The organism is Caulobacter sp. AP07, from assembly GCF_000281955.1.
GTDB lineage: Bacteria > Pseudomonadota > Alphaproteobacteria > Caulobacterales > Caulobacteraceae > Caulobacter.
The window spans coordinates 97,071-119,309 of sequence record NZ_AKKF01000122.1 but is presented as its reverse complement, the minus strand read 5'-3'; the positions used below and the strand labels follow the sequence as shown (position 1 = coordinate 119,309).

Annotated in this window: 22 protein-coding genes; 9 read left to right on the top strand and 13 right to left on the bottom strand. The window is 68.7% G+C overall.

All coding sequences use genetic code 11. From position 1 onward, the window contains the following. Nucleotides 1-451: 451 nt before the first annotated feature. Both cobS and PMI01_RS07030 read right to left on the bottom strand, forming a co-directional pair. Complete coding sequence (cobS, locus tag PMI01_RS07035; RefSeq protein ID WP_007666140.1) at nucleotides 452-1,459, bottom strand: cobaltochelatase subunit CobS; 1,008 nt, start codon at nucleotides 1,457-1,459, stop codon at nucleotides 452-454. A gap of 123 nt (nucleotides 1,460-1,582) precedes the next feature. Then, nucleotides 1,583-1,966, bottom strand: coding sequence for an RcnB family protein (locus PMI01_RS07030; protein ID WP_007666139.1), 384 nt, complete (start codon nucleotides 1,964-1,966; stop codon nucleotides 1,583-1,585). A gap of 201 nt (nucleotides 1,967-2,167) precedes the next feature. Between PMI01_RS07030 and PMI01_RS07025 the strand changes: the two genes are divergently transcribed. Then, nucleotides 2,168-2,935 carry a phosphatase PAP2 family protein gene (locus PMI01_RS07025; RefSeq protein WP_007666137.1) on the top strand — a complete coding sequence of 256 codons (768 nt, stop codon included), beginning with the start codon at nucleotides 2,168-2,170 and terminating at the stop codon, nucleotides 2,933-2,935. 118 nt (nucleotides 2,936-3,053) lie between these two features. After that, nucleotides 3,054-4,502 (top strand): serine hydrolase domain-containing protein, encoded by a 1,449-nt coding sequence (locus tag PMI01_RS07020; protein ID WP_007666135.1) that lies wholly within the window; start codon nucleotides 3,054-3,056, stop codon nucleotides 4,500-4,502. A 19-nt stretch (nucleotides 4,503-4,521) separates the two neighbouring features. On the opposite strand, the gene PMI01_RS07015 is transcribed toward PMI01_RS07020, so the two are convergent. After that, on the bottom strand, nucleotides 4,522-5,172 hold the full coding sequence (locus PMI01_RS07015) for a J domain-containing protein (protein WP_007666133.1): 651 nt from the start codon (nucleotides 5,170-5,172) through the stop codon (nucleotides 4,522-4,524). Nucleotides 5,173-5,231: 59 nt separating this feature from the next. Here PMI01_RS07015 and PMI01_RS07010 point away from each other — a divergent pair, with 59 nt between their 5' ends. Together PMI01_RS07010 and cdd are read left to right on the top strand one after the other, a co-directional pair. Beyond that, nucleotides 5,232-5,504 carry a BolA family protein gene (locus tag PMI01_RS07010; protein WP_007666131.1) on the top strand — a complete coding sequence of 91 codons (273 nt, stop codon included), beginning with the start codon at nucleotides 5,232-5,234 and terminating at the stop codon, nucleotides 5,502-5,504. 89 nt (nucleotides 5,505-5,593) lie between these two features. Continuing rightward, nucleotides 5,594-6,010 carry a cytidine deaminase gene (gene cdd, locus PMI01_RS07005; RefSeq protein ID WP_035035135.1) on the top strand — a complete coding sequence of 139 codons (417 nt, stop codon included), beginning with the start codon at nucleotides 5,594-5,596 and terminating at the stop codon, nucleotides 6,008-6,010. Between the two features lie 67 nt (nucleotides 6,011-6,077). On the opposite strand, the gene PMI01_RS07000 is transcribed toward cdd, so the two are convergent. Next, nucleotides 6,078-8,108: an alpha/beta hydrolase family protein gene (locus PMI01_RS07000; RefSeq protein WP_007666127.1), complete on the bottom strand. Its 2,031-nt coding sequence runs from the start codon at nucleotides 8,106-8,108 to the stop codon at nucleotides 6,078-6,080. Between the two features lie 323 nt (nucleotides 8,109-8,431). Here PMI01_RS07000 and PMI01_RS06995 point away from each other — a divergent pair, with 323 nt between their 5' ends. Then, nucleotides 8,432-11,500: a TonB-dependent receptor plug domain-containing protein gene (locus PMI01_RS06995; RefSeq protein WP_007666123.1), complete on the top strand. Its 3,069-nt coding sequence runs from the start codon at nucleotides 8,432-8,434 to the stop codon at nucleotides 11,498-11,500. 246 nt (nucleotides 11,501-11,746) lie between these two features. Here PMI01_RS06995 and PMI01_RS06990 read toward each other — a convergent pair whose 3' ends face one another. The 5 genes from PMI01_RS06990 to PMI01_RS06975 all read right to left on the bottom strand — a co-directional run bounded on the left by PMI01_RS06990 (nucleotide 11,747) and on the right by PMI01_RS06975 (nucleotide 15,815). After that, on the bottom strand, nucleotides 11,747-12,115 hold the full coding sequence (locus PMI01_RS06990) for a response regulator (RefSeq protein WP_007666121.1): 369 nt from the start codon (nucleotides 12,113-12,115) through the stop codon (nucleotides 11,747-11,749). A gap of 340 nt (nucleotides 12,116-12,455) precedes the next feature. Then, nucleotides 12,456-13,739 carry an HlyC/CorC family transporter gene (locus PMI01_RS06985; RefSeq protein ID WP_085954848.1) on the bottom strand — a complete coding sequence of 428 codons (1,284 nt, stop codon included), beginning with the start codon at nucleotides 13,737-13,739 and terminating at the stop codon, nucleotides 12,456-12,458. 53 nt (nucleotides 13,740-13,792) lie between these two features. Continuing rightward, entirely contained in the window at nucleotides 13,793-13,957 is a 165-nt protein-coding gene (locus PMI01_RS27450) for a hypothetical protein (protein WP_007666118.1), read from the bottom strand. A 122-nt stretch (nucleotides 13,958-14,079) separates the two neighbouring features. After that, nucleotides 14,080-15,189 carry a 3-dehydroquinate synthase gene (gene aroB / locus PMI01_RS06980; protein ID WP_007666117.1) on the bottom strand — a complete coding sequence of 370 codons (1,110 nt, stop codon included), beginning with the start codon at nucleotides 15,187-15,189 and terminating at the stop codon, nucleotides 14,080-14,082. Beyond that, entirely contained in the window at nucleotides 15,186-15,815 is a 630-nt protein-coding gene (locus PMI01_RS06975; protein WP_007666116.1) for a shikimate kinase, read from the bottom strand. Before PMI01_RS06975 ends, aroB begins: the two co-directional genes overlap by 4 nt. A gap of 121 nt (nucleotides 15,816-15,936) precedes the next feature. Here PMI01_RS06975 and PMI01_RS06970 point away from each other — a divergent pair, with 121 nt between their 5' ends. Beyond that, the gene (locus PMI01_RS06970; RefSeq protein ID WP_007666115.1) at nucleotides 15,937-17,394 is read left to right on the top strand and encodes a hypothetical protein; all 1,458 of its coding nucleotides are present in this window, start codon (nucleotides 15,937-15,939) and stop codon (nucleotides 17,392-17,394) included. After that, nucleotides 17,391-18,308 carry a site-specific tyrosine recombinase XerD gene (locus PMI01_RS06965; RefSeq protein WP_007666114.1) on the top strand — a complete coding sequence of 306 codons (918 nt, stop codon included), beginning with the start codon at nucleotides 17,391-17,393 and terminating at the stop codon, nucleotides 18,306-18,308. Before PMI01_RS06970 ends, PMI01_RS06965 begins: the two co-directional genes overlap by 4 nt. A gap of 177 nt (nucleotides 18,309-18,485) precedes the next feature. Here PMI01_RS06965 and PMI01_RS06960 read toward each other — a convergent pair whose 3' ends face one another. Beyond that, nucleotides 18,486-19,358, bottom strand: a complete 873-nt coding sequence (locus tag PMI01_RS06960) for an NAD(P)H-dependent oxidoreductase (RefSeq protein WP_007666113.1) — start codon at nucleotides 19,356-19,358, stop codon at nucleotides 18,486-18,488. Nucleotides 19,359-19,453: 95 nt separating this feature from the next. Between PMI01_RS06960 and PMI01_RS06955 the strand changes: the two genes are divergently transcribed. Together PMI01_RS06955 and PMI01_RS06950 are read left to right on the top strand one after the other, a co-directional pair. After that, nucleotides 19,454-20,386, top strand: coding sequence for a LysR family transcriptional regulator (locus PMI01_RS06955; RefSeq protein ID WP_007666088.1), 933 nt, complete (start codon nucleotides 19,454-19,456; stop codon nucleotides 20,384-20,386). Between the two features lie 69 nt (nucleotides 20,387-20,455). Continuing rightward, the gene (locus PMI01_RS06950; protein ID WP_007666085.1) at nucleotides 20,456-20,677 is read left to right on the top strand and encodes an alkylphosphonate utilization protein; all 222 of its coding nucleotides are present in this window, start codon (nucleotides 20,456-20,458) and stop codon (nucleotides 20,675-20,677) included. Nucleotides 20,678-20,715: 38 nt separating this feature from the next. Here the strand turns inward: PMI01_RS06950 and PMI01_RS06945 are convergent, their stop codons facing one another. From PMI01_RS06945 to PMI01_RS06935, 3 genes are all read right to left on the bottom strand, one after another. After that, nucleotides 20,716-21,189, bottom strand: coding sequence for a VOC family protein (locus PMI01_RS06945; protein ID WP_007666084.1), 474 nt, complete (start codon nucleotides 21,187-21,189; stop codon nucleotides 20,716-20,718). A 104-nt stretch (nucleotides 21,190-21,293) separates the two neighbouring features. Then, nucleotides 21,294-21,620 (bottom strand): DUF1330 domain-containing protein, encoded by a 327-nt coding sequence (locus PMI01_RS06940; protein WP_007666081.1) that lies wholly within the window; start codon nucleotides 21,618-21,620, stop codon nucleotides 21,294-21,296. 251 nt (nucleotides 21,621-21,871) lie between these two features. Then, a complete protein-coding gene (locus tag PMI01_RS06935) occupies nucleotides 21,872-22,207 on the bottom strand; it encodes a winged helix-turn-helix transcriptional regulator (RefSeq protein ID WP_007666080.1) in 336 nt (111 codons plus the stop codon). Nucleotides 22,208-22,239: the final 32 nt, after the last annotated feature.

Here is a 22,239-nt window from a genome sequence, read left to right as displayed (position 1 = left end):
TGTAATGCGTGTCCCCTTTCGCTAGATCTTGGCCATGGCCGCCGCATGACCCGGACGTATCGACCCCGATAAGCTCGGCTGTCAGGATCGGAACAATGTTTCGGTATCGCGGCGAAACGCGCGGTTCGAGATACCTTCAGGTGTCGCTGGGTGCGGGCAGGGCCATCGCATATGGACTCGCCGCGAAAAAAGCTGTCATCCCGGACAAGCGAAGCGCCGATCCGGGACCGCCGGAAGCGCCGAGTTCGCGCGTCGGTCCCGGATCGTCGCGCTGCACGCTCGTCCGGGATGACAACCGTTTTGGGTCATATGCGATAGCCCCGGGATGTGGGGAGAGCAGCCGCATGGGTCGCCTGGCGCACTGTCGCGGCGCGGCGCTGGGAGATCGATTCCCGCCTTGATCGGTTAATCGGCGGTGGCGGCGATCAGGGCGAACGCCGCCCGCATCCGCCTAGGCCACCTTCACCCGCGCCGCGCTCTCGGGCAGGTCCGTGCCGAACGCCCGCTGGAAGAACTCGGCCACGGTCGGCCGCTCCAGCTCGTCGCACTTGTTCAGGAAGGTCAGGCGGAACGCCAGGCCGATGTCCTTGTCGAAGATCTCGGCGTTCTGGGCCCAGGTGATCACCGTGCGCGGGCTCATGACCGTCGAGATGTCGCCGTTCATGAAGGCGTTGCGGGTCATGTCGGCGACGCGGACCATGGCCGCGATCGTCCGCTTGCCTTCAGGGGTGTCGTAGGACGGGTTCTTGGCCAGGACGATGCCGGCCTCGACGTCGTGGTCGAGGTAGTTGAGCGTCGTGACGATGCTCCAGCGGTCCATCTGGCCTTGGTTGATCTGCTGGGTGCCGTGATAGAGGCCCGTCGTGTCGCCCAGACCGATGGTGTTGGTCGTGGAAAACAGCCGGAAATAGGGGTTGGCGCGGATCACCCGGTTCTGGTCGAGCAGGGTCAGCTTGCCGCCGGCCTCCAGCACGCGCTGGATGACGAACATCACGTCAGGGCGACCGGCGTCGTATTCGTCGAACACCAGGGCGATCGGGCGCTGCAGGGTCCAGGGCAGGATGCCTTCGCGGAATTCGGTGACCTGCTTGCCGTCCTTCAGGACGATGGCGTCCTTGCCGACCAGGTCGATCCGGCTGACGTGGCTGTCGAGGTTGACCCGCACCAGCGGCCAGTTCAGCCGGGCGGCGATCTGCTCGATGTGCGTGCTCTTGCCGGTGCCGTGATAGCCCTGGACCATCACCCGGCGGTCATGGGCGAAGCCCGCGCAGATCGCCTTGGTGGTCTGGGGATCGAACCGGTAGGCGGTGTCGATCTCCGGCACGTGGCTGTCGCGGTGGCTGAAGTACGGAACCTTCATGTCGCTGTCGACGCCGAAGGCGTCACGCAGCGTGACCCACTTGTCGGGGGCCAGGGTGATCAGGGGATCGGAGGCGTGGGCGTCGGTCAGGTCGGGCATGACTTCCGATTACCGCCTTGACGTGGGGGAGGGGAAGGGGCGAGGGCGCTTCCGACCCTAAAAAACACCACGCCCCGGACGGCGGGAGCCATCCGGGGCGATCAGCTTGGACCCGAACCAGGCCTAGTTGTTGGCGATGATCACCGACATGATCACACCGGTGGCGACGGCCGCCAGGATGTAGCTGTCGTCGACCCGCTGCCAGCGGTAGCCGCGGGGCGGGGCGCGCAGGCCGTAGCGGTGGTAGTCGCGGACATAGTAGCGGTTGTCGCGATAGCGGGCGTCCAGCCGCTGGCCGCGCTGCCAGTGGCGGTAGGCCTTGCGCTCGTCCTTGCGGTCGTGGCGATAGTCGCGGCGGTCATGGCGGTAGTCCCGCTGGTCGTGGCGTTGCTCGTAGCGATCGTCGCGACGGTCGTCATAGCGTTGGCCGGCGGCCATGGCCGTGCCCGAGAGGGCCGTGCCGGCCAGCAGGGTGGCGGCCAGGGTGGTGATGATCAGACGCTTCATGGCGAGATCCTTTCCTGATTGTGTGGCGGTCCGACACCGCCGAACCTCTTCTTCGCAAGTCCGACCCTAGCGAAGGCGATTTGGACTCGGGATGAACGGCGCTCGTCAGGAATGGTTCATCACATTTCGTCGCGGAAACATTTCGCTCATCCTGGGAATATTTGACCGGCGCCAATCCGATATTGGTGCGTTCACTTGTCCATGAGGCGCCTTTCAGACCTTCAACCTCGCCGGGATTGGGCGCGCCTGCTCGCCGCCGCGCGGGGCGAACTGGGGGTTCTGGCCGCCCTGCTGGTGCTGGCCGGCGGGGCCCTGGCGTTCCTGGACCTGTCCGAGGCGGTGGCCGAGGGCGACACCAAGGCCTTCGACATGGCCGTGCTGCGGGCCCTGCGCCTGCCGGGCGACCCCAGCGGCCTGGTCGGCCCCCCGTGGCTGCACGTCGCCGCCGCCGACGTCACCGCCCTGGGCTCGGTGACCGTGCTGGGCCTGGTCGTCGTCCTGGCCGTCGCCCTGATGCTGTGCCTGAGGCGCTGGAGCGAGGCGGTGGTGGTGCTGGTGGGAGCGGTCGGCGGGGTGGCGATCAGCCAGGCCCTCAAGCACCTGTTCCTGCGTGAGCGGCCGGAAATGGTCTACCGCGCCGTCGAGGCGGCCAATCCCAGCTTTCCGTCCGGCCACGCCATGCTGTCGGCCGTGGTGTTCCTGACCCTGGGCGCCCTGGCGGCGCGGTTTTCGCCCCGCCGGCGGGTCAAGGCCCTGGCCCTGGGCGCGGCGGTGCTGCTCAGCCTGCTGGTCGGGGCGTCGCGGGTCTATCTGGGCGTCCACTGGGCCAGCGACGTGCTGGCGGGCTGGAGCGTCGGCGCGGCCTGGGCCATGGCCTGCTGGCTGGCGGCCTGGGCGTGGGGGCGGTGGGGCGGGCCTGTCCGCCCACAAGACACCGTTCATCCCGACGAATGCCGGGACCCAAGTTGAGGCCCAGGTCTTGCTCACGGGTGTTCGGTCACGCGACGTACGGTTGAGAACCGCCTCGCCCATGCCTAAGCTCAGGCGTCGTCGCTCGTCAGGGTGAGCGGACGGGGGATCCATCAGAATGCGTCGGTTCGGCCTAGCCCTGCTTTCCTTGTGCCTGTCGGGCGCCGCGCCCGCCTTCGCGCAGTCGCCGCCGGCGGGACCGGTCGGCGACCACGTCCGGGCCTATGTCGCCTCGGTGAACAGCGCCGACCCGACAGAGATGTCGAACATTCGCGATCGCGACTTCAGCGAGGCGTTCAACAAGCAGGTGTCGCTGCGGTCCTTCCAGCGGTTTTCCCGTAACCAGCGCCGGGCGACGGGCGGGATCGATCTGGTCGCCGTCCGCCCCGCCGACCCGACGGCTTCCCGCGTCGAGGTGGTGCTGAAGGATCGGCTGTATGGGGGCCTGCACGGCCTGGCGCTGGAGTTCGAGACGACGGGGGAGCGCCGGATCACCTCGGTCGAACCCGGCGCCACGCCGGCCTGGAGCGCGGAGTTGGCGTCGCCGTTGCCGGCCAAAGCCCTGGCGGCGAGCATTGAGCGCATGGTGGCTCGGGGGTGCGAGAGCGACGTCTTCTCGGGCGCGGTGCTGGTGGCCAAGGACGGCGCGGTGCTGGTCGAGAAGGCCTGCGGTGAGGCCAACCGGCGCTATCACGCCAGAAACACCGTCGAGACCCGCTTCAACCTGGGCTCCATGAACAAGATGTTCACCGCCGTGGCGGTGCTGCAGCTGGTCGAGGCGGGCAAGGTCTCGCTGGACGATCCGCTGAGCCGCTACGCCGACGAAACCTGGCTGCCGCGCGCGGTCTCCGACCCGATCACCGTGCGCCAGCTGCTGACCCACACCAGCGGCCTGGGCAATTATCTGGGCGATCGGTTCCGGGGCAGTTCGCGGGCCCTCTACGGCCAACTGGACGACTACAAGCCGCTGGTCCAGGGCGAAGCGCCGGAGTTCAAGCCCGGAACGCAGTACGCCTACAGCAACACGGGCATGCTGATGCTGGGCGTGGTGATCGAGAAGGCCTCGGGCGTCAGCTATTTCGACTATGTGCGCGAGCATATCTACAAGCCCGCCGGCATGACCCGGACCGACAGCTACCCGATGGACCAGCCGGTCGAGAACCTCGCGGTCGGCTACGTCTATGCGCCGGACCAGCCCTATGGCTGGCGGGAGAACACCTTCGACCACACGTTCCGGGGCAGCCCGGCCGGCGGCGGTTTCTCGACGGTCGGCGACCTGCTGCGGTTCGCCACGGCGCTGCAAGCGGGCAAGCTGGTCTCGCCGGCCGGGCTGAAGACGCTGTGGACCGATCATCCGCCGAACGGTTACGGGGCCGGCTTCACCGTGCAGGCCTCGGCGGCGGGCAGGATCGTGGGTCACGACGGCAGCTTCGCCGGCATCAGCAGCCAGCTCGACATCTATCTGGACCGTGGCTACGTGGCGGTCGCGCTGTCGAACCAGGACGCCGGGGCCACGACCCTGATCGGCGCGATCCAGAGCGAGGTCGCGCGGGTGGCCGGACCGTGAGGCCCGGGCGGGCGCGCGCCTACCCCGTCAGGCCCGACTTCTGCAGGGTCTTGTAGGCCTTGATCACCCGCTGCAGCTTGTGCTCGGCGCTGCGGTCGCCGCCGTTCATGTCGGGGTGGCAGCGCTTGAGCAGGTCCTTGTACTTGGCGCGGATGGCCGGACCGTCGGCGTCGGCCTCGAGGTCGAGGTCGGCCAGGGCCTGGCGTTCCAGCTTGCCCAGGTTGCGGCTGACGGCGGCGGCCTCGGCCTTGCGCTGCTGGGCGCGGAACAGGCCGAACGGGTCGTTGAGGTGGCGGGCGTCGCGGGCGGCCATGGCGGCGGCCTCGCGCGAGCGGCCGTCGGCCTTCATGCTCCAGGTGGGCCGGCCGCCGGTCATCTTCTCCTGCTCCTGCTGCGAGCGGATCTGCCCCTCGCTCATGCCGGCGTAGAAGTTCCAGTTCTTGTTATATTCGGCCGCGTGCTTGACGCAGAAATTGTAGTAGACGCCCGGCATGTCGCGCGACTTGGGCGCCTTGGCCGTGGCGGCCAGGCGGCACTCGGGATGGTCGCAGCGAACCTCGCCCGGTTTCAGGGCGAAGACGTCGTTCTCCCGCGCCTTCTCCTCCGCCGTTTTCGGCGGGCGGACGCGGATGTCAAAAAACTTGGGTCGATATTCGAAGTCGGCGCTCATGGCGCTTAGAGTAAGCCGCAGCTATTTCCGTTCAAGGATTGACAAGCAAGGAAGCCGTCATGGGCGCCGTCGCAGACACCATCGCCGCGAAATTGACCACCATTTTTTCGCCCACTCGACTCGAGGTGGTCGACGACAGCGACCGCCACCACGGCCATGCCGGTCACCGCGAGGGCGGGGAGAGCCATTTCAACCTGCTGATCGAGGCGCAGGCCTTTGCCGGCAAGGGGCGGGTGGTCCGCCAGCGACTCATCCACCAGGCCCTGGCCGAGGAGCTGGCGGGCCCGGTGCACGCCCTGTCGATCGTCGCCAAGGCGCCTGGGGAAGCTTGACGCTAGAGGGCGAAAACGGGCTTGCAAGCGGGCCCCGCGACTGATTGCCTCTCTACCCGGCGCGACCTGCCGGAGAGGCGGATCGAGGCATGAGCGCGCGAGAAATTGCAACTTTCGAGGAAGATCTGGCGGCGGCCATGCCGGCGCTGCTGACCAGGGCCTATGCCCGCTACTCGAATTTCACGGTCGCCGCGGCGGTGATCGACGAGGACGGCGTCGCCCATCTGGGGGTCAATGTCGAGAACGCGGCCTATCCGTCGGGGACCTGCGCCGAACAGACGGCGATCGGGGCGATGGTCACGGCCGGCGGGCGCAAGATCGCCAAGGTGCTGATCGCCGGCGGCTCGAACACCGTGGTCCAGCCCTGCGGGGCCTGCCGCCAGCGGATCGCCGAATTCGCCAGCGACACCTGCGAGATCATCTCGGTGCAGGACGGCCGGGCGACCCGTCGCACGCCGTTCTGGAGCCTGCTGCCTGATTCGTTCGGCCCCCGCGACCTCGACTGAGGTCCGGCGCGGAGCCCGGAAAACGGGGCGACGTCGCCGTCGCCCCTGGATCGTGTCGCCGGGCCCCTCAGAGACCGCCGGGCTTGCACTCGTTCTGGAAGAACTTCTCGATCTCGACCAGCTGCAGCTCCATCATGGCGGGGGTCATGGTGAGGTAGGGGTGGCCCATGTCCTTGATTTCCAGCCACTTGTACGGCTTTCCGGCCGCCTTCAGCCCGGCGATGAAGCGCCTGGAATCCTTGATGTCGACATTGGTGTCGCGTTCGCCGTGGTAGAGGAAGATCGGGATCTGGGCGTCGCCCGCGTGCTGGATGGCGTCCAGTCCGCCGACGAACGGCCGCTGGAACTCACGGCCCAGGCGGCTGTCGGCGGTGACCCGCTTCATGTCCGCCAGGCTGCCGCCCGCGCCGGACACCGCGCACTGGTAGAGCCCGTTGGGCCGGATGCTCGCCGCCAGGGCCGAATAGCCGCCGTAGGAATAGCCGAACATCGCGATCCGCTTGGGATCGGCGATCTTCTGGTCGATCAGCCACCTAGCGCCGTCGTCCTTGTCGTCCTGCATCTTCTGGCCCCACTCGCTGTCGCCGGCGACCCAGAGCTTGCGGCCCCAGCCTTCGCTGCCGCGGAACTGGGGTTGCAGCACGACGTAGCCGCGGCTGGCGAAGTACTGGGTCCAGCCCCCGACGTCCCAGTCGAGTGAATCGCGCGCCCACGGTCCGCCGTGCGGCAGGATGATCGTCGGGTGGGGGCCCGGACCGGCCGAGGCGGGGGGCGTGGTCAGGAAGCCCGGGATGACCAGCCCGTCCCGCGCCGTGTACTGCACCAGCCGCGTGTCGCCGAGGCTCTCGGGCTTGACCCACGGCCGCTGCTTGCCCAGCAGGGTCAGCTTGCCGTCCTTGCTGAACAGGTAGTACTCGCCCGGCTCCTTGGGGCCGGTCTTGGCGATGATCGCGGAGGTCAGGTCGCTGGACCACGAGGCCACCACCAGGTCGGCCCCGTCGGCGACGTTGATCTTGGCCTTCTGGCCGGTGCCCGGATCGACCCAGTCGAGGGGCGTGGTCCTGACGCCCAGCGCCGCGCGAACGCTCTTGTCCATCGCCGCCAGTCGCGGATCGGTCCAGTAGGTGCTGTTGCGGGCGCCTTCGTAGCGGAAGCCCACCAGGTGGCCGGCGTCGTCCTCGACGATCCCCCTGGCGTCGAACAGCTTGTGCTCGAAAGCCGGTTCCAGGAACGTCTTGGTGGTCACGTCGTATTCGTAGATCCCGGTCTTGTCGCCGTTCCGGGTTCCCGTGACATAGACGATGTTGGGGTCCTCGCTGAAGCCGATGATCCCGAAGATGTTGCGGTCCTTCACGTAGGAGCGGAAGTGCGGCCCCCACTGGCCGTTGGGGGCCTTGATCCACTGGACGTAGACGGCCTTGCCGTCCTCGTAGTCCAGCTCGACCTTGGCGCGGACCTCGCCCTTGTTGTCCACCTGCAGGTCGCCGAACTTGTCCGAGCCCCGCTCAACGCGCTCGGCCGTGCCGGTGTAGACATTGGTGCGGTAGATGTCGCCTTCGCCCTCGGTGCTGGTGTCCATCACCAGGATATGCTGCGGATCGCCCGGCAGGCGGCTGAGCAGCGCCGGGTTTCCGGCCCGTTTCTCAAGGTCGGCCTGGTCGCTGGTCGCGCGCTCCTCGGGCAGGGCGGAGGTCCATTTCTCGCCCTTCAGGTCGGTGATGTAGAACTTCCCCAGATGCCCCTTCCACGACCCGATCGTCAGGGTCTGCTGGGCCACCACGCCGAGCCGGTCGTCCTTGATGAACTGGACGCTCATCAGCCGCATGTGCTTGGAGCCGATCGTGAACGGCTGCTTGTCCGGATGGGCCGTCTCCCAGACGGCGATGATCTGCTCCTCGCCGTCGTTGGAGATCAGGCCGACGATGTGCTTGCCGTCCGGCGACAGGCTCACGTCCGACAGTTCCGGGTAGCGGGTCAGGTCCTTGGCGCTGGGCGCCGCCGCGATGGCGGGCGCGGCCCCAACGGTCATCGCCGAGACCATGCCCAGGCAGGCCGTCGCGGCCATGGTCAGCAGCAATTTCTTGAAGCGAGAACTCACCTTAAACCCCTCACGAGAGAACCGACGTTCGCCCGACGGTAGCGACACTTGCCCCCGTTCGGCAATGTGGCTTCGGCGTGGCGCAACTTTTGAGGGTTATGGCCGAAAAGCGCGGTGGGGTGGGCGCTCAAGGCTGGAAAGGGCACGTCTCGTTTGCAAAGCGGCGATATTGCGACCGCGGTGTGACTATATTGTAACGGGAGGCGCAAGAAAAAGCCCGGCTCCGTCTATCGCGTTGTGGCCCGTGTTTTGACCTGCCTAAGTTGTCCGGTGAGCCTCGGGGGAGTGAGTCACAATGCCCATCAGCGCTGCGGGGAGTAGATATGTTGTTACGTAATAGCCTTCTGTGCACGACCATGATCGTCGGGGTCGTCGCCATGGGCGCGCCGTCCGTCGCCTTGGCGCAGGACGCCTCTTCCGCCCCGCCGGCCGCCGCCCCGGCGGCCACTCCGGCCGGCACCGAGGTCGAAGAACTGGTCGTCACCGGTTCGCGGATTCGGCGGAACGAGTTCAACAGCATCTCGCCGGTTCAGGTGATCACGTCCGAGGGTTCGACCCTGGCCGGCCTGGTCAGCGGCAGCGAGATCCTGCAGGGCTCGTCGGTCTCGGCCGGCTCCACCCAGATCAACAACCAGTTCGGCGGCTTCGTCGTCAACGGCGGCGGCGGCGTGAACACCGTCTCGCTGCGCGGCCTGGGCGACCAGCGCACCCTGGTGCTGCTGAACGGCCGGCGCCTGCCGCCCGCAGGCACGCAGGGCGCGGTGGCGGCCGTCGACCTGAACATCCTGCCCGACGCGATCGTCGATCGGTATGAAATCCTGAAGGACGGCGCCTCGTCGATCTACGGCTCCGACGCCGTGGCCGGCGTCGTCAACGTCATCACCCGCAACAAGCTGGACGGCGGCCGACTGGAAGCCTCGGGCAAGTTCGGCGGCGGCGGCGACGGCGGCAACGAATACACCTTCAGCGGCGCCTACGGTAAGGTCCTGGATCGCGGACGCTTCCAGATCAGCGGCCAGTACTATGAGCAGAAAGCGCTCAAGTTCGGGAACCGCAAGGACCTGATGTGCGACGAGCAGTACACCTTCGATCCGACCACGGGCGCGCGCAACGACTGGATCGACGTCGACACCGGCACCTTCAAGTGCACGGGTCCGTCCGGCGCCCTGTTCAACTACATCCCGGTGAGCCTTGGCCGGACCAGCGCCCTGGGCCCGGCGGGCGCCTTCTACGGCAGCCGCGCGCGGATCTCGACCGACGGCCCCGGCTATCCGGCCAATCCGCCGATCGTCGCCGCCTCGAACCCGGACGCCCGCCTGCCCGGCTACCGTTTCGCGCCGCTCAACGACCGCGACACGGTCAACGCCCTTGAAAGGGACGTCGACTTCCTGTCGCCGGTGAAGCGCTACACGCTCTATGCCGACGGCCAGTACGACCTGAGCTTCGGCGAGGTCTACGGCGAGTTCCTGGGCCACCAGCGCAAGTCGTCGCAGACCCAGGTCCAGCAGCTGTTCCCGACCATCGCGCCGGAAGCGCCTTGCGACGTGAACCCGTTCAACTGCGTCGGCGCGTCCTATCAGGACGCGGCCCACACGATCCCGGGCTGGGCTAGCGCCAACCCCAATGGCGTGGGGTTGTTCGCGCCGCAGGCCCTGGTGCTGACCCCGTTCAAGTTCGCCCAGGACATCACCGTCTATCGCGGCGTCGCCGGCCTGCGCGGCAAGTTCAACGACAACTTCGGCTTCCTGAAGGGCTGGGCCTGGGACGGCTATGTCAGCTATTCGAAGAACCGCGGCAAATACACCCAGACCGGTATTGACAGCGACAAGTTCCTGGCCGGCATCGGCGGGGATTGGGCGAGCAGCGACTTCACGCCCATCGTCGGCCGTCACATCGACCTGTTCTCGGACGAAGTGCTGAAGTCGGGCAACCTGACGGCCTCGGACTACGCCTACCTGAAGCTGGTCGACAAGGGCGTCACCGAATACGAGCAGACCGTCGCCGAATTCCAGGTGTCGGGCGATCTGTTCAACCTGCCGGCCGGCCCGCTGGCGGGCGCGTTCGGCGTGTCCTATCGTCATGACAAGCTTGACGACCAGCCGGGTCCGGAAATGACCCGCCAGAACTTCTACAACCTGGCCACCGCCAGCCGCACCAAGGGCAGCGACACGGTCAAGGAACTGTACGGCGAACTGGAAGCGCCGATCATCAAGGCGGTGCCGCTGGTCGAAGCCCTGACCGTCAACCTGTCGGGCCGCTATTCGGACTATGATTCCTACGGTTCGAACTCGACCTACAAGGCCGGCCTGAACTGGCAGATCACCAGCGCCTACCGGCTGCGCACCAGCTACGGCACCTCGTTCCGCGCCCCGGCGCTGTTCGAGCTGAACCTGGGCAACCAGGGCGGCTTCCTGAGCCAGGCCTCGGTCGACCCCTGCATCCGCTACGCTCCGCCGGAAGGCGGCGGCGTGTCGAACCCGACCATCGCCAAGAACTGCGCCGCCCAGGGCATTCCCGGCGACTACAACGGCGCCAATCCGTCGGCGTTCATCGTCACCGGCGGCGGCAAGAACCTGAAGCCCGAAAAGTCCAAGGCGTTCAGCGCCGGCTTCATCTGGACGCCGGACTTCGCCGACATCAACGTCGCGATCGACTACTACGAAATCGACGTGAACAACCAGGTCACCAGCAACGGCGCCGCCGTCATCGGCCAGTGCTACGCCTCGGCCGACTTCCCGAACAACCCGTTCTGCGCGCTCTTCACGCGTGATCTGGATCCGGATTCGTCGACCTATCTCGGCATCACCGACATCGACGGCAGCTACCGGAACATCGTCAGCCAGACCAGCCGCGGCATCGACCTGACGATGCGCTACAACCGCGAGGTCGGCCCGGGCAAGCTCACCCTGGACGCCCAGTTCAGCTACACCCTGGAAGACTCCCAGGAGCTGTTCCCCGGTTCGACCGACGACTTCAACGGCGTGATCGGCGAGCCGAAGGTCGTGGGCAACACCCAGCTCCGCTACCGTTGGCAGGACGTCACCTTCCAGTGGTCGACCGAGTTCGTGGGCCACCAGTCGAACTACGACTACCAGTTCGGCACCGACATCTCGGCGCCGTCCAACCTCACCACCCCGCAGGGTTCGCGCTACAAGGCCAAGAACCATGCCGAGGCGATGTGGTACCACGCCCTGTCGGTTCGCTACGAAGCCGACAAGTGGGAAGGCGTCGTGGGGGTGACTAACATCTTCAACGAAGACCCGCCGAAGGTGTCGCCGGCCCTGCAGGACCGCGGCAACTTCACCTATAGCCGCGCGGGCAGCTATGCCTTCGCCAGCCAGTACGACTATATCGGTCGCCAGGTGTTCGTGAACCTGACCCGCCGGTTCTAGTCCTTGGTGGCCTGAACACAGGAAAGGGCGGACCCGCCGGGTCCGCCCTTTTTCTTTTGTCGGTTCGGCCTCCGCGGAGTGTCGCGCCCACCCACATTCGTCATCCCCCGACTTGTTCGGGGGACCCAAGCAGAGTCTGACGCTATGTCTGCGGCCGCTTGGGTCACCCGCATAAAGCGGGTGATGACGGAACTTTTGAGTTGAAGAAGTACTCGCGGGCCTGGGTCGGTTAATTGTCCACGCCGGCTAGACCGCCTGGGCCGCCAGCCCTTCCAGCACCCGCCGCAGGTCGGCTTCGCGGAACGGCTTCTGCAGCACGGTGGCGCCCTTGTGGCCTTCCGACAGGCCGGCCTCGCCATAGCCGCTGGCGAAGGCGAACGGCACGCCGCGCTCCTTCAGGACGTCGGCGACCGGAAAGATCGGGCGGCCGCCCAGATTGACGTCCAGCAGGGCGGCGTCGATGTCGGCGCTGGCGGCCAGGCGCAGGGCCTCCTCCAGCTCGGCGGCGGGGCCGACGACCAGGCAGCCGAGGTCGCTGAGCATGTCCTCCACCAGCATGGAGACCAGAGCCTCGTCTTCGACCACCAGGACCTTCAGGGCGACGAGGGTCTTCATTGTTCAGGGCTCCAGGGCACGGATCGACAACCTCTCGGTGTGGGCGAGGCCAAGGCCATCATAGGGTAGGTCGGCCCCGGCGGACAGGTCGCCCTGGAGGTCTCCGGACGGTCGGCGAGATCATCGATCCCGTCGTCCTCGGCGCGGCGCATTGCCTTGGCCAAGCTGCTTTCCCCCCGTGCGAACGTCGGGCGTGCGAACGTCCGGCGTGCTGACAACGCGCCGCCATGGTGACGGTTCCAGCTTGCCGCATCCTGCCGCCGTCAACGGTGCTTCTCAAACGGAATCGTCAGGATGGGACGCTGAATCAAATGCTTAGGGCGGAATCTCGACATTCCGCCTAGCGGGCGCCCTCGTCCAGTCGGCCGCTGATCCGCAGGCCGGTGATCTGGTTGCGCTGGCGGCGCAGCACCTGGAAGCGGTGGTGGTGGAAGATGAAGATCTGGCCCGGCTCCGGAATGGTCTGGGCCTCGTGGATCACCAGGCCGGCGATGGTCACCGCGTCGCCTTCCGGCAGGCGCCAGTCCATGGCCCGGTTCAGGTCGCGCACCGTCACGTGGCCGTCGACATGCACCGAGCCGTCGGGCTGCGGCCGCAGGCCCTCGACGCTGGTGTCGTGCTCGTCCTCGATCTCGCCGACGATCTCCTCGAGGATGTCCTCCAGGGTGACCAGCCCCTGCAGGGCGCCGTACTCGTCGACCACCAGGGCGAAGTGGCTGCGGCGCTTGAGGAAGGCGTTGAGCTGGTCCTTGAGGTTGGTGGTGTCGGGGATGAACCAGGGCTCGCGCTGGATGGTGGCCACGTCGATGGCGTCGATGTCGCCGTTGGCGGCGGCCAGGGCCTGCAGCAGGTCGCGGGCGTGCAGCACCCCGACGATGTTGTCGGCGTTGTCGCGATAGAGCGGGATGCGGGTGTGCTGGGCCTCCAGGGCCTCGGCCACCAGCTCGCGGGCGGGCAGGTCGGCGTCGATCAGGGTGATCGACTTGCGGTGGACCATGATCTCCGAGACGTCCATGTCCGACAGGTCCAGCACCCCGCCCAGCATCCGCCGGTCGCCGCTTTCGACCCCGCCCTCGGAGTGGTGGTACTCGACCGCGCCGCGGATCTCCTCGTGGGCGGCCAGCACGTCGACCTCCATGGTCAGCTTGACGCCGAACAGCCGCAGGGTGCGGCGGACGATCCACTGGATGGCGTAGATGATCGGCCCGAACAGCCGCACCACCACCAGGGTGGGCCCCGACAGGAAGCGGGCGACGTCGTCGGACTTGAGGATCGCCAGGGTCTTGGGCAACACCTCGGCGAACACCAGCACCAGCACCGTCATGGTCGCGGTGGCGGCGGCCACGCCCCAGGGGCCGGGGATGGCGGCGGTCAGCACCTGGGTGGCCAGGGCCGAGGCCAGGATGTTGACCAGGTTGTTGCCCAGCAGCACCGCCCCGATCATCGTCTCCTGGTCGGACAGCAGCTTGTTGACCCGCTTGGCCGGCCGGTCGCCCTCCCGCTCCAGCTGATGCATCCGCGCCCGCGACGCGGCGGTCAGCGACGTCTCGGCGGCCGAGAACAGGGCCGAGATCGCCAGCAGGGCGATGACGATGGGCGCGAGCCCGAGGATGGCGGTGAGGATCATGGTGAGGTTGTACGCCAGCGACGCGTCGCGCGGGAGGGGCGACGGTCCGCTCAGGATTTCGGGGCGAGGTCCGGCCGGGATGCGAGGAAGGCCGACCGCTCTTCATCGGTCATGACCTTCGCGGTCTTCCGCCTCGCCACCATCGGCGTGGGCCGCGCGTAGGCCTTGGCTGGCGAGGGCTTGAGATCGGCCAGGCGCTTGATGGGAGGCTTCATGTGTTTTCCTCAACCGGCCGAGCCGGGATCGAGTGAAGACTATGTGGCGACCCGTGACGATCGCATGAAGTCGCTGAGCGCCAACGCCTCCGGTCACTCCCCCGATGGCAAACCCGTGCGCTCTAGACCGCCCCTTCCTCCAGCAGGAACGCCCGCAGCGCGTCCCGGTCGACGTCCCTGGCCACGAAGGCGTCGCCGATGGCGCGGACCAGCACGAAGGTCAGGGTCCCGCCCTCGGCCTTCTTGTCCTGGGCGGTGTGGGCGATCAGGGCGTCGGCGCTGAAGGGTTCGGCGCGCACGTCCGACAGCCTGGTCGGCAGGCCCGCCGCCTTGATCGCCGCCTCGGCGCGGGCGGCGTCCTGGGCCGAGCACAGGCCCTGGCGCACCGAGAACCGGAAGGCCTGGGCCATGCCCAGCCCCACGGCCTCGCCGTGCTTGAGCGCGTCGCCGAAGCCCATCTCGCCCTCGACCGCGTGGCCGAAGGTGTGGCCGAGGTTGAGCAGGGCCCGGCGGCCGGCCTCCTTCTCGTCCTCGGCGACGATCTCGGCCTTCATTTCCACCGAACGGCCGACGGCGCGGACCAGCGCGCCGGTGTCGCGCTCCAGCACGGCTTTGACGTGGGCCTCCAACCATTCGAAGAACGCGAAGTCGCCCAGCAGGCCGTACTTGATGATCTCGGCATAGCCGCAGGCCAGTTCGCGAGCCGGCAGGGTGGCCAGCACGTCGAGGTCGGCCAGCACCAGGCGCGGCTGGTGGAAGGCGCCGATCAGGTTCTTGCCGCGCGGGGTGTCGATGGCGGTCTTGCCGCCGACCGAGCTGTCGACCTGGGCGAGCAGGGTGGTGGGGATCTGGATGAAGTCGATGCCGCGCTTGTAGATCGCCGCCGCGAAGCCGGTCAGGTCACCGACCACCCCGCCGCCGAACGCCACCACCATGTCGCCGCGCTCCAGGCCCAGGGCCAGCAGGCGGTCGGACAGCTCGGCCAGGCCCTCGAAGCTCTTGGTCTCCTCGCCCGGCGGGACCAGGATCACGTCGGTGGCGACGCCGGCGTGCTCCAGCGAATTGGCCAGGCGCTCGCCATGGTGGTCGCCGACATTGGTGTCGCTGACGATGGCCACGCGCTTGCGCTTGAGCAGCGGCGCGATGTGCTCGCCGGCCCGGTCGATCAGGCCGGTCCCGACGACCACGTCATAGGCGCGCGCGCCCAGGCCCACGGGAATGATCTGGATCACTGGGGTTCGCTTTCGGAGTGCAGGGGGCGGGCCAGATAGGCGTGGAGCGCCTGGATCACCGCCTCGACCGCCACGCTGTGGGCGGTGTCGCCGGTCTCGACCGTCAGGTGGGCCTCGCCATAGGCGGGGTAGCGGGTTTCGGCGTGTTCGCGCAGCACGGCCATCGGGTCGCGGCCCTTCAGCAGCGGCCGGCCTTCCTTGCGGCTGACGCGGCGGGCCAGCAGCTCCAGGTCGGCCTTCAGCCAGACGGCGATGGCCTTGTCCTTGATCAGGGCGCGGGTCTCGGCGTTGGCGAACGCCCCGCCGCCGGTGGCCAGCACGTGCGGCGGCTCGTCCAGCAGCCGGGCGATCACCCGCCGCTCGCCGTCGCGGAAGGCGGGCTCGCCCATCTCGGCGAAGATCTCGGGGATGGTGCGGCCGGCGGCGGCCTCGACTTCGTTGTCGGCGTCGCGGAACGGCAGGTCCAGCGCGGTGGCCAGGCGGCGGCCGACGCTGGACTTGCCCACGCCCATCAGCCCCACCAGGACGATGGTCCGGAGGCGCAGGGCGGCCCTCGGGTCGGGGCTGGCCCCCAGGTCGGGGCGAGCCCCCAAGTCAGGGCGAGGATGGGCGGGATCGTCGGTCATGGCCACCTCCGCATTTACACGAGCCCAGCCGTTCCCGCCAAGGTTTGGACCAAGGCGGCGTCCAAGCTGTTCCTGGGGGCGAAAAGTTTCGCCAACCTCCATCCTGCGGCATAGTTGATCCATGGCCCTTTCCCAGCGACTCACGACCGGCTCGGCCCTCGTCCTGGCCGCCCTGCTGTCGACCTCCGCCTTTGTCCCCGCGTTCGGGCAGGTGCAGGTCCAGACCCTGGCTCCGCCGGACCTGTTCTCGACCCCGGCGGGCGACACCGGCCTGTCCGCCGGCCTGTGGAAGGACACCGCGCCGGGCATCGCCCGCGAGGTGCTGCCCAAGCTGGCCGCCAAGCCGCTGTCGCCGGCCAGCGCCGGCCTGGCGCGGCGGGTGCTGGCCACCGGCGCCAACGGCCCGGCGGGAGTCGGCGGCGATCCCGAGATGGGCGCGGCCCGGGCCATGGCCCTGATCGCCCTGGGCGACGCGGCCGGGGCCAATGCGGTGCTGGATCGCGCGCCCGGCGTCGCCGACAGTGCGCAGCTGTCAGCGGCCGCGGCCGAGGCGGCCCTGATCACCGGCGGCGACGACAAGGCCTGCAAGATCGGCGAGGCGCTGAGCGTCGATCGCGGCGCGCTCTACTGGCTGCGGTTGCGGGCCTTCTGCCAGGCTCTGGCCGGCCAGACCGACGCCGCCCAGCTGACCCTCAACCTCGCCGCCACCCAGGCCAAGGACGCCGACTACGCCCGCCTGATGACCGCCCTGCTGACGGGCGCCCCGGGGGGCGCGGCCAACCTGAAGAACGGCGTCAACTACGCCCTCTCGCGCAAGCTGGGCCTGGACATCCAGGCGGCCGCCGCCACGGCCTCGCCGGCCTTGAAGCCGGTCCTCAAGCCCTCAGGCGACGTGGCCGCCCTGGCTGGCGGCGCCGACCTGACCGCCGCCCAGGCCGCCGACATCGCCTTCCTGCGCCAGGCCAAGGGCTTGCCGGCCTTCGTCGACGCCGCCAAGGCCTCGGCCGCCTCGATCGCCGCCCTGGCCCGGGCCGACGCGCCGCTGCAGGACCCGGTGCTGCTGGCCCGCGCCGCCCTGGCGGCCGGCGACCTGGCCACCGCCCAGGCGATCCGCGCCAGGCTGACGGGCGACACGATCCCCAACGCCGGCCCCATTGACCTGGCCCTGCTCGACGCCGCCCTGGCCGCCGCCGAAGGGCGCAAGGACGGCCAGACCCTGGACCGGCTGATCGAGCGCGGCGCCCAGGCCGGCGTCAAGTCGCCCGTCCAGCCGGCCGCCCTGATCCTGGCCGCGCTCGGCGGGACCATGGGCCCCGAGGCCCGCGCCCAGTTCGCGACCTTCGATCCCGGCAAGTCGGCGGCCTCGCCGGCCCGCCTGGTGGTGATGGACGACGCGGCGGCGGCCGGCCGGCAGGGCGAGGCGGCGCTGCTGGCCCTGTCGGTGGCGGCCGACGCCGGCGCCAGCGGTCCCGGTCCCGTCGATCGCGCCCGCCTGGTCCGCGCCCTGGCCAAGGCCGGGCTGGAGGCCGACGCCCGCGCCCTGGCCGTGGAGGGGCTGCTGGCGCTGCAGGTGAAATGAGCATCTCGGCTTCCGGTTGGATCGACGCCTTCCTCGAGATGATGGCCGTCGAGCGCGCGGCGGCCCGCAACACCCTGACCGCCTACGAGAAGGACCTGGCCGACGCCCGCGCCTTCCTGGCCGGCCGCCAGGACGACCTCGACACCGCCAGCGCCGAGACCATCGAGGCCTATTTCGCCGACCTGGGCGCCAAGGGCCTGTCGCCGGCCACCGCCGCCCGCCGCCGTTCGGCGGTGCGCCAGTTCTACCGATTCGTGCTGGGCGAGGGCTGGCGGGCCGACGACCCCTCGCGCCGGGTCGAGGCCCCCAAGGCCGGCCGACCCCTGCCCAAGGTGCTGTCGCGCGACGCGGTCGAGCGGCTGATCGCGGCGGCCGCCGCCAAGGACGGAGCCCAGGGCCTGCGCCTGGCCTGCATGGTCGAGCTGCTCTACGCCTCGGGCCTGCGGATCTCGGAACTGCTGAACCTGCCCCTGGCGACGATCGCCCGCGACCCGGCCTTCCTGATGGTCAAGGGCAAGGGCGGCAAGGAGCGGCTGGCCCCGCTGAACGACGCGGCCCGCGCGGCGGTGAAGGCCTATCTGGAGGTCCGCGCCGGCTTTCTTCCCAAGGGCGTGAAGGATAGCCCGTGGCTGTTCCCGTCACGCGGCAAGGGCGGGCGGCTGACGGCGCGGCGGGTGTCGCAGCTGCTGGAGGACGCGGCGATCGCCGCCGGGCTCGATCGCGACACCGTCAGCCCCCACGTGCTGCGCCACGCCTTCGCCACCCACCTGCTGGAGGGCGGCGCCGACCTGCGGGTGATCCAGACCCTGCTGGGCCATGCCGATATCGCCACGACCCAGATCTACACCCATGTGGCGGGGGACCACCTGGCCCAGGTGGTGAAGAGCAAGCATCCGCTGGGGCGGAAGCGCTAGGTGTGAGACCTCGACAGGTTTCCGTTCCCATCATCCGTCATCCCCCGCTTTATGCGGGGGACCCAAGCGGCCTTGGGTACGGCGTCGGACTCCGCTTGGGTCCCCCGAACAAGTCGGGGGATGACGACTGTGGGTGGGGACGTGAAATCGCTCCCCCGGGCCAACGATCCGCAGGTGCTAGGCTTCCTGGCGCGAACCGGAACGGAGGCCCTTCGCCGTCACATTGGCCGCGAGGTTCGGTGGCGAAGTCTCTCGGACGGCTGGTTCCGCCCCGTTCTGATGCAGCGCGAAGCCGGTCGCGCCCGGGGTCTCCAGGCCAGGTCTGAGCTTCATGCTCGGGATCAGATAGTCGCCGCCGTTCTGCCGCCGGTAGGGGATGGGCGGGGTGGAGCCCAGTGTCCGCATCCGTTGGCGCAGGCGCTCGGCGACGGGCTCGAAGCCGGCCGCGTCGAGGCGGTCGACCCTGTAGGCCACGAACGGCGGCAGCACGTCGTAGCCGGGATAATAGAGGATCCCGTGGTTGATCGGGAACAGCAGGTCGTCGATCGGACCGTTGATCCCGTCGGCGTCATAGTGCTCCTCCCATCCGCCGGCGGTCACCAGCAGCATGGCGCGCTTCCCCGCCAAGGTCCCCTCGCCGTAGCGGTCGCCCCATCGCGCGTCGCTGTGCTCGCCGACGCCATAGGCGAAGCCGTAGGCGTAGACTCGATCGACCCAGCCCTTGAGGATCGCCGGCATGGTGAACCACCAGAGGGGAAACTGGAGGAGCAGGACGTCGGCCCACAGCAGCTTCTCCTGCTCGGCCTTGACGTCCGCGGTCAGGGCGTCGGCGACGAAGGCGTCTCCGGAGGCGGCTGCGGGCTTGAAGCGCGTGTCCGGCGCCAGGACGGGGAAGTCGGCGCGGTCGACCTGCGACTTCCAGCCGTCGGCATAGAGGTCGGTTACCCGCACCTCATGGCCCTGGGCCTCGAGTTCCTGGACGGCGACGTCGCGGAGCGCGCCGTTGAGCGAGCGTGGTTCGGGATGGGCGAAGACGAGCAGGACTTTCATGGGGCGGCGATCCTATCGGTGGAAATCGATCCTCCAGGTAGGCGGCGCCGCCGCGATCCACTACATGTGGATAATGTATAAGATAATGCCGAATAATGGATAGATCGGACGTCACGCTGGAGCGCATGCGCACCTTCGTCCGGGTGGCTGAGCGGGGGAGTCTGTCCGCCGTCGCGCGGGAGCTCGGCGTTGGGCAGTCGACGATCACGCGGCATCTGCGCGAGCTGGAGGAGGCCGTCGGCGCGCCCCTGCTCAGCAGGACCACCCGGCGGGTCGCCATGACTGACGAAGGCGGCCGCTACTACGCCGACTGCATCCAGATCCTGCGTCTCGTCGAACAGGCCGGGGACGAGGCGCGCGGCGCGCGCGGCGCGCCGGCCGGCACGATCCGGATCTCCTGCACGGCGGCCTTCGGAGTCCTGCACCTCAGCCGGCTGATCTTTGCGTTCCAGGACGCCTATCCCGACATCGGGATCGACCTCAACCTCACCGACGAGCGCGTCGACCTGGTGCGGGAAGGCGTCGACGTCGCGCTGCGCCTGGGTCCGCTCACCGACAGCGCCATGAAGCTGCGGGCCCTTGGCCAGAGCCGGCGTCTGCTGGTGGCGGCGCCGGACTATCTGGCGACGCGCGGGCGGCCGGCTGTCCCGGAAGACCTGGCTGGCCACGAAGGCGTCCGGATGTCGAACGTGGCGGGCAGTGAAACGCTCGTCCTGCGGGGGCCGGGCGGCGAACATCACGCGACGCCCTTTGGAGGGCGTTTCCGGGTTGACCATGGGCTGGCCGCGCGCGAGGCCCTTGTCGCCGGGCGTGGCGTGGGGCCCGCCCATCGATGGCTGGTCGACGATCTCCTGGCGGCGGGCCGGCTGGAGACGATCCTGCCGGACTACGCGCCGCCGTCCGTCCCGCTGAACATGCTGATCGTCCCCGAGCGCGCGGGGGTCGCCCGGGTCCGGCTGCTGGTCGACTTCCTCGCCGCGCGGATCGGCGAGGTCCCGGGGATCGAGAAGCCGCGGCCGGAGCGTTAGTCGGCTACCGGCGCGGTTTTGAATTGGACGCGCGCGCTGCTATGCAGCCGCACTTTCAGGAGATAGCCCATGGCCGACGAAACCCGCGACAGCAACGGCAACATCCTCGCCGACGGCGACAACGTCACCCTGATCAAGGACCTCAAGGTCAAGGGTTCGGGCGGCGTCACCCTGAAGCGCGGGACCCTGGTCAAGAACATCCGCCTGACCGGCGACACCGACGAGATCGAGGCCAATGTCGAGAAGGTGCGCGGCCTGGTGCTGCGGGTGGAGTTCGTGAAGAAGGCGTAGGGCCGGTCCTCCCCCCGTGGGGGAGGTTCTATCGCACCCTACCCCTCCGCCGCCGCCTTCAGCTTGGCGATGTCCAGCTTGGCCATCTGCATCATCGCCGCCATGCCCCGGCCGACCTTGGCCTTGTCGGGGTCGCTCATCAGATCGAGGAATTCCTGCGGCACGATCTGCCAGGACAGGCCGTACCTGTCCTTCAGCCAGCCGCAGTGCGACTCCTGGCCGCCGTCGGCGGTGAGGGCGTCCCAGTAGTGGTCGACCTGCGCCTGGCCCTGGCAATGGACCACGAACGACACCGCCTCGGTGAACTTGAAGTGCGGGCCGCCGTTCAGGCCGGTGAAGGCCTGGCCGTCCAGCTCGAAGCCGATGGTCATCACGCCGCCGGCCGGGCCAGGGCCGGCCTCGCCGTAGCGCGACACCGAGGTGATCTTGGAATTGGGGAAGATGGAGACGTAGAAGTTCGCCGCCTCCTCGGCCTGGGTGTCGAACCACAGGAACGGGCTGATCGTCTGCATGGGTCGTCCTCCGCGCCGGCCTGGATGTCCCGGCCTTCCGTCAAAGGACGGACCATGGCCGCCCGTTCCGACATCGGCGGCGGATTTTCTGCCAGCCGCCGTTCTCAGGCGGCGACCAGCAGGTCGGTGGCCTTGTGGTCGTCGTCGCAGCCGTCGACCAGGATCAGGTCGCCCACCGAGTGGTCGGCGCGCAGGGCCAGGATGGCCTGGTAGGCCGGCGAGGCGTACCAGGCGCGGGCCGTGGCGATGTCGGGAAAGGCGATGACGACGATGTCGCCGGGCCACTGGCCCTCCATCACCTCGGCCTTGCCGCCATGGACGCGGAACTTGCCGCCATAGGGCTCCAGGGTGGCGTCGATGCGCTGCAGGTATTCGACGATGGCGGGGCCGAAATCGACGCTGCGCAGATGGGCGATACCGTAGGCGGACATGGCGGGCTCCTCGTTGTTGACGAGGCAGCCTCGCGCATCGGCGGCGGGGGATCGATTACGTGGGAGGTAAGGGCGCGCGGAGGGGGCTCATTTGGGGCCCAACCCTTGTTGTCATCCCGGACGAGCGCGCAGCGCGAAGATCCGGGACCGACGCGTGAACGCAGGCGCTTCCGGCGGTCCCGGATCTGCCCCCGGCTTTCGCCGGGGTTGTCCGGGATGACAGCCCAAGTGAGGGCTTTGACATCCGCGCCTCAGGCGGCCGCCTCGTCCGACGCTGGCGGCTCCAGGGTGTCGAACCACGCGCCCAGGGCGTCGATCAGCGGCAGCAGGCGATGGCCGGCCTGGGTCAGGCCGTAGACCACGCGCGGTGGAACCTCGGGATAGACGGTGCGCGTCACCACCCCGGCCGCCTCCAGCTCGCGCAGGTCCAGGGTCAGCATGCGCTGCGAGATACCGGTCATGTCGCGGCGCAGGTCGCTGAACCGCTTGTCGCCGTCCTTCAGGTAATAGATCAGCACCCCGCGCCAGCGGCCGCTGAGCAGTCGCATGGCTTCCTCGATCGAACAGCCGGTGACGGTGTCTTTCATCGCGTAGCCTCAGTATAAAATATGTAACCATG

Bases quoted from the DNA above. Each gene is read 5' to 3' on its own strand.
- PMI01_RS06955 (WP_007666088.1), top strand. From the start codon at position 19,454: ATGGATAGATCGGACGTCACGCTGGAGCGCATGCGCACCTTCGTCCGG.
- cdd (WP_035035135.1), top strand. From the start codon at position 5,594: ATGAGCGCGCGAGAAATTGCAACTTTCGAGGAAGATCTGGCGGCGGCC.
- PMI01_RS07020 (WP_007666135.1), top strand. From the start codon at position 3,054: ATGCGTCGGTTCGGCCTAGCCCTGCTTTCCTTGTGCCTGTCGGGCGCC.
- PMI01_RS06945 (WP_007666084.1), bottom strand. From the start codon at position 21,189: ATGCAGACGATCAGCCCGTTCCTGTGGTTCGACACCCAGGCCGAGGAG.
- PMI01_RS06995 (WP_007666123.1), top strand. From the start codon at position 8,432: ATGTTGTTACGTAATAGCCTTCTGTGCACGACCATGATCGTCGGGGTC.
- PMI01_RS06940 (WP_007666081.1), bottom strand. From the start codon at position 21,620: ATGTCCGCCTACGGTATCGCCCATCTGCGCAGCGTCGATTTCGGCCCC.
- PMI01_RS06970 (WP_007666115.1), top strand. From the start codon at position 15,937: ATGGCCCTTTCCCAGCGACTCACGACCGGCTCGGCCCTCGTCCTGGCC.
- PMI01_RS06950 (WP_007666085.1), top strand. From the start codon at position 20,456: ATGGCCGACGAAACCCGCGACAGCAACGGCAACATCCTCGCCGACGGC.
- PMI01_RS07010 (WP_007666131.1), top strand. From the start codon at position 5,232: ATGGGCGCCGTCGCAGACACCATCGCCGCGAAATTGACCACCATTTTT.
- PMI01_RS07015 (WP_007666133.1), bottom strand. From the start codon at position 5,172: ATGAGCGCCGACTTCGAATATCGACCCAAGTTTTTTGACATCCGCGTC.
- PMI01_RS06935 (WP_007666080.1), bottom strand. From the start codon at position 22,207: ATGAAAGACACCGTCACCGGCTGTTCGATCGAGGAAGCCATGCGACTG.
- PMI01_RS06975 (WP_007666116.1), bottom strand. From the start codon at position 15,815: ATGACCGACGATCCCGCCCATCCTCGCCCTGACTTGGGGGCTCGCCCC.
- cobS (WP_007666140.1), bottom strand. From the start codon at position 1,459: ATGCCCGACCTGACCGACGCCCACGCCTCCGATCCCCTGATCACCCTG.
- PMI01_RS07025 (WP_007666137.1), top strand. From the start codon at position 2,168: ATGAGGCGCCTTTCAGACCTTCAACCTCGCCGGGATTGGGCGCGCCTG.
- PMI01_RS06960 (WP_007666113.1), bottom strand. From the start codon at position 19,358: ATGAAAGTCCTGCTCGTCTTCGCCCATCCCGAACCACGCTCGCTCAAC.
- PMI01_RS27450 (WP_007666118.1), bottom strand. From the start codon at position 13,957: ATGAAGCCTCCCATCAAGCGCCTGGCCGATCTCAAGCCCTCGCCAGCC.
- PMI01_RS06990 (WP_007666121.1), bottom strand. From the start codon at position 12,115: ATGAAGACCCTCGTCGCCCTGAAGGTCCTGGTGGTCGAAGACGAGGCT.
- PMI01_RS07030 (WP_007666139.1), bottom strand. From the start codon at position 1,966: ATGAAGCGTCTGATCATCACCACCCTGGCCGCCACCCTGCTGGCCGGC.
- PMI01_RS06965 (WP_007666114.1), top strand. From the start codon at position 17,391: ATGAGCATCTCGGCTTCCGGTTGGATCGACGCCTTCCTCGAGATGATG.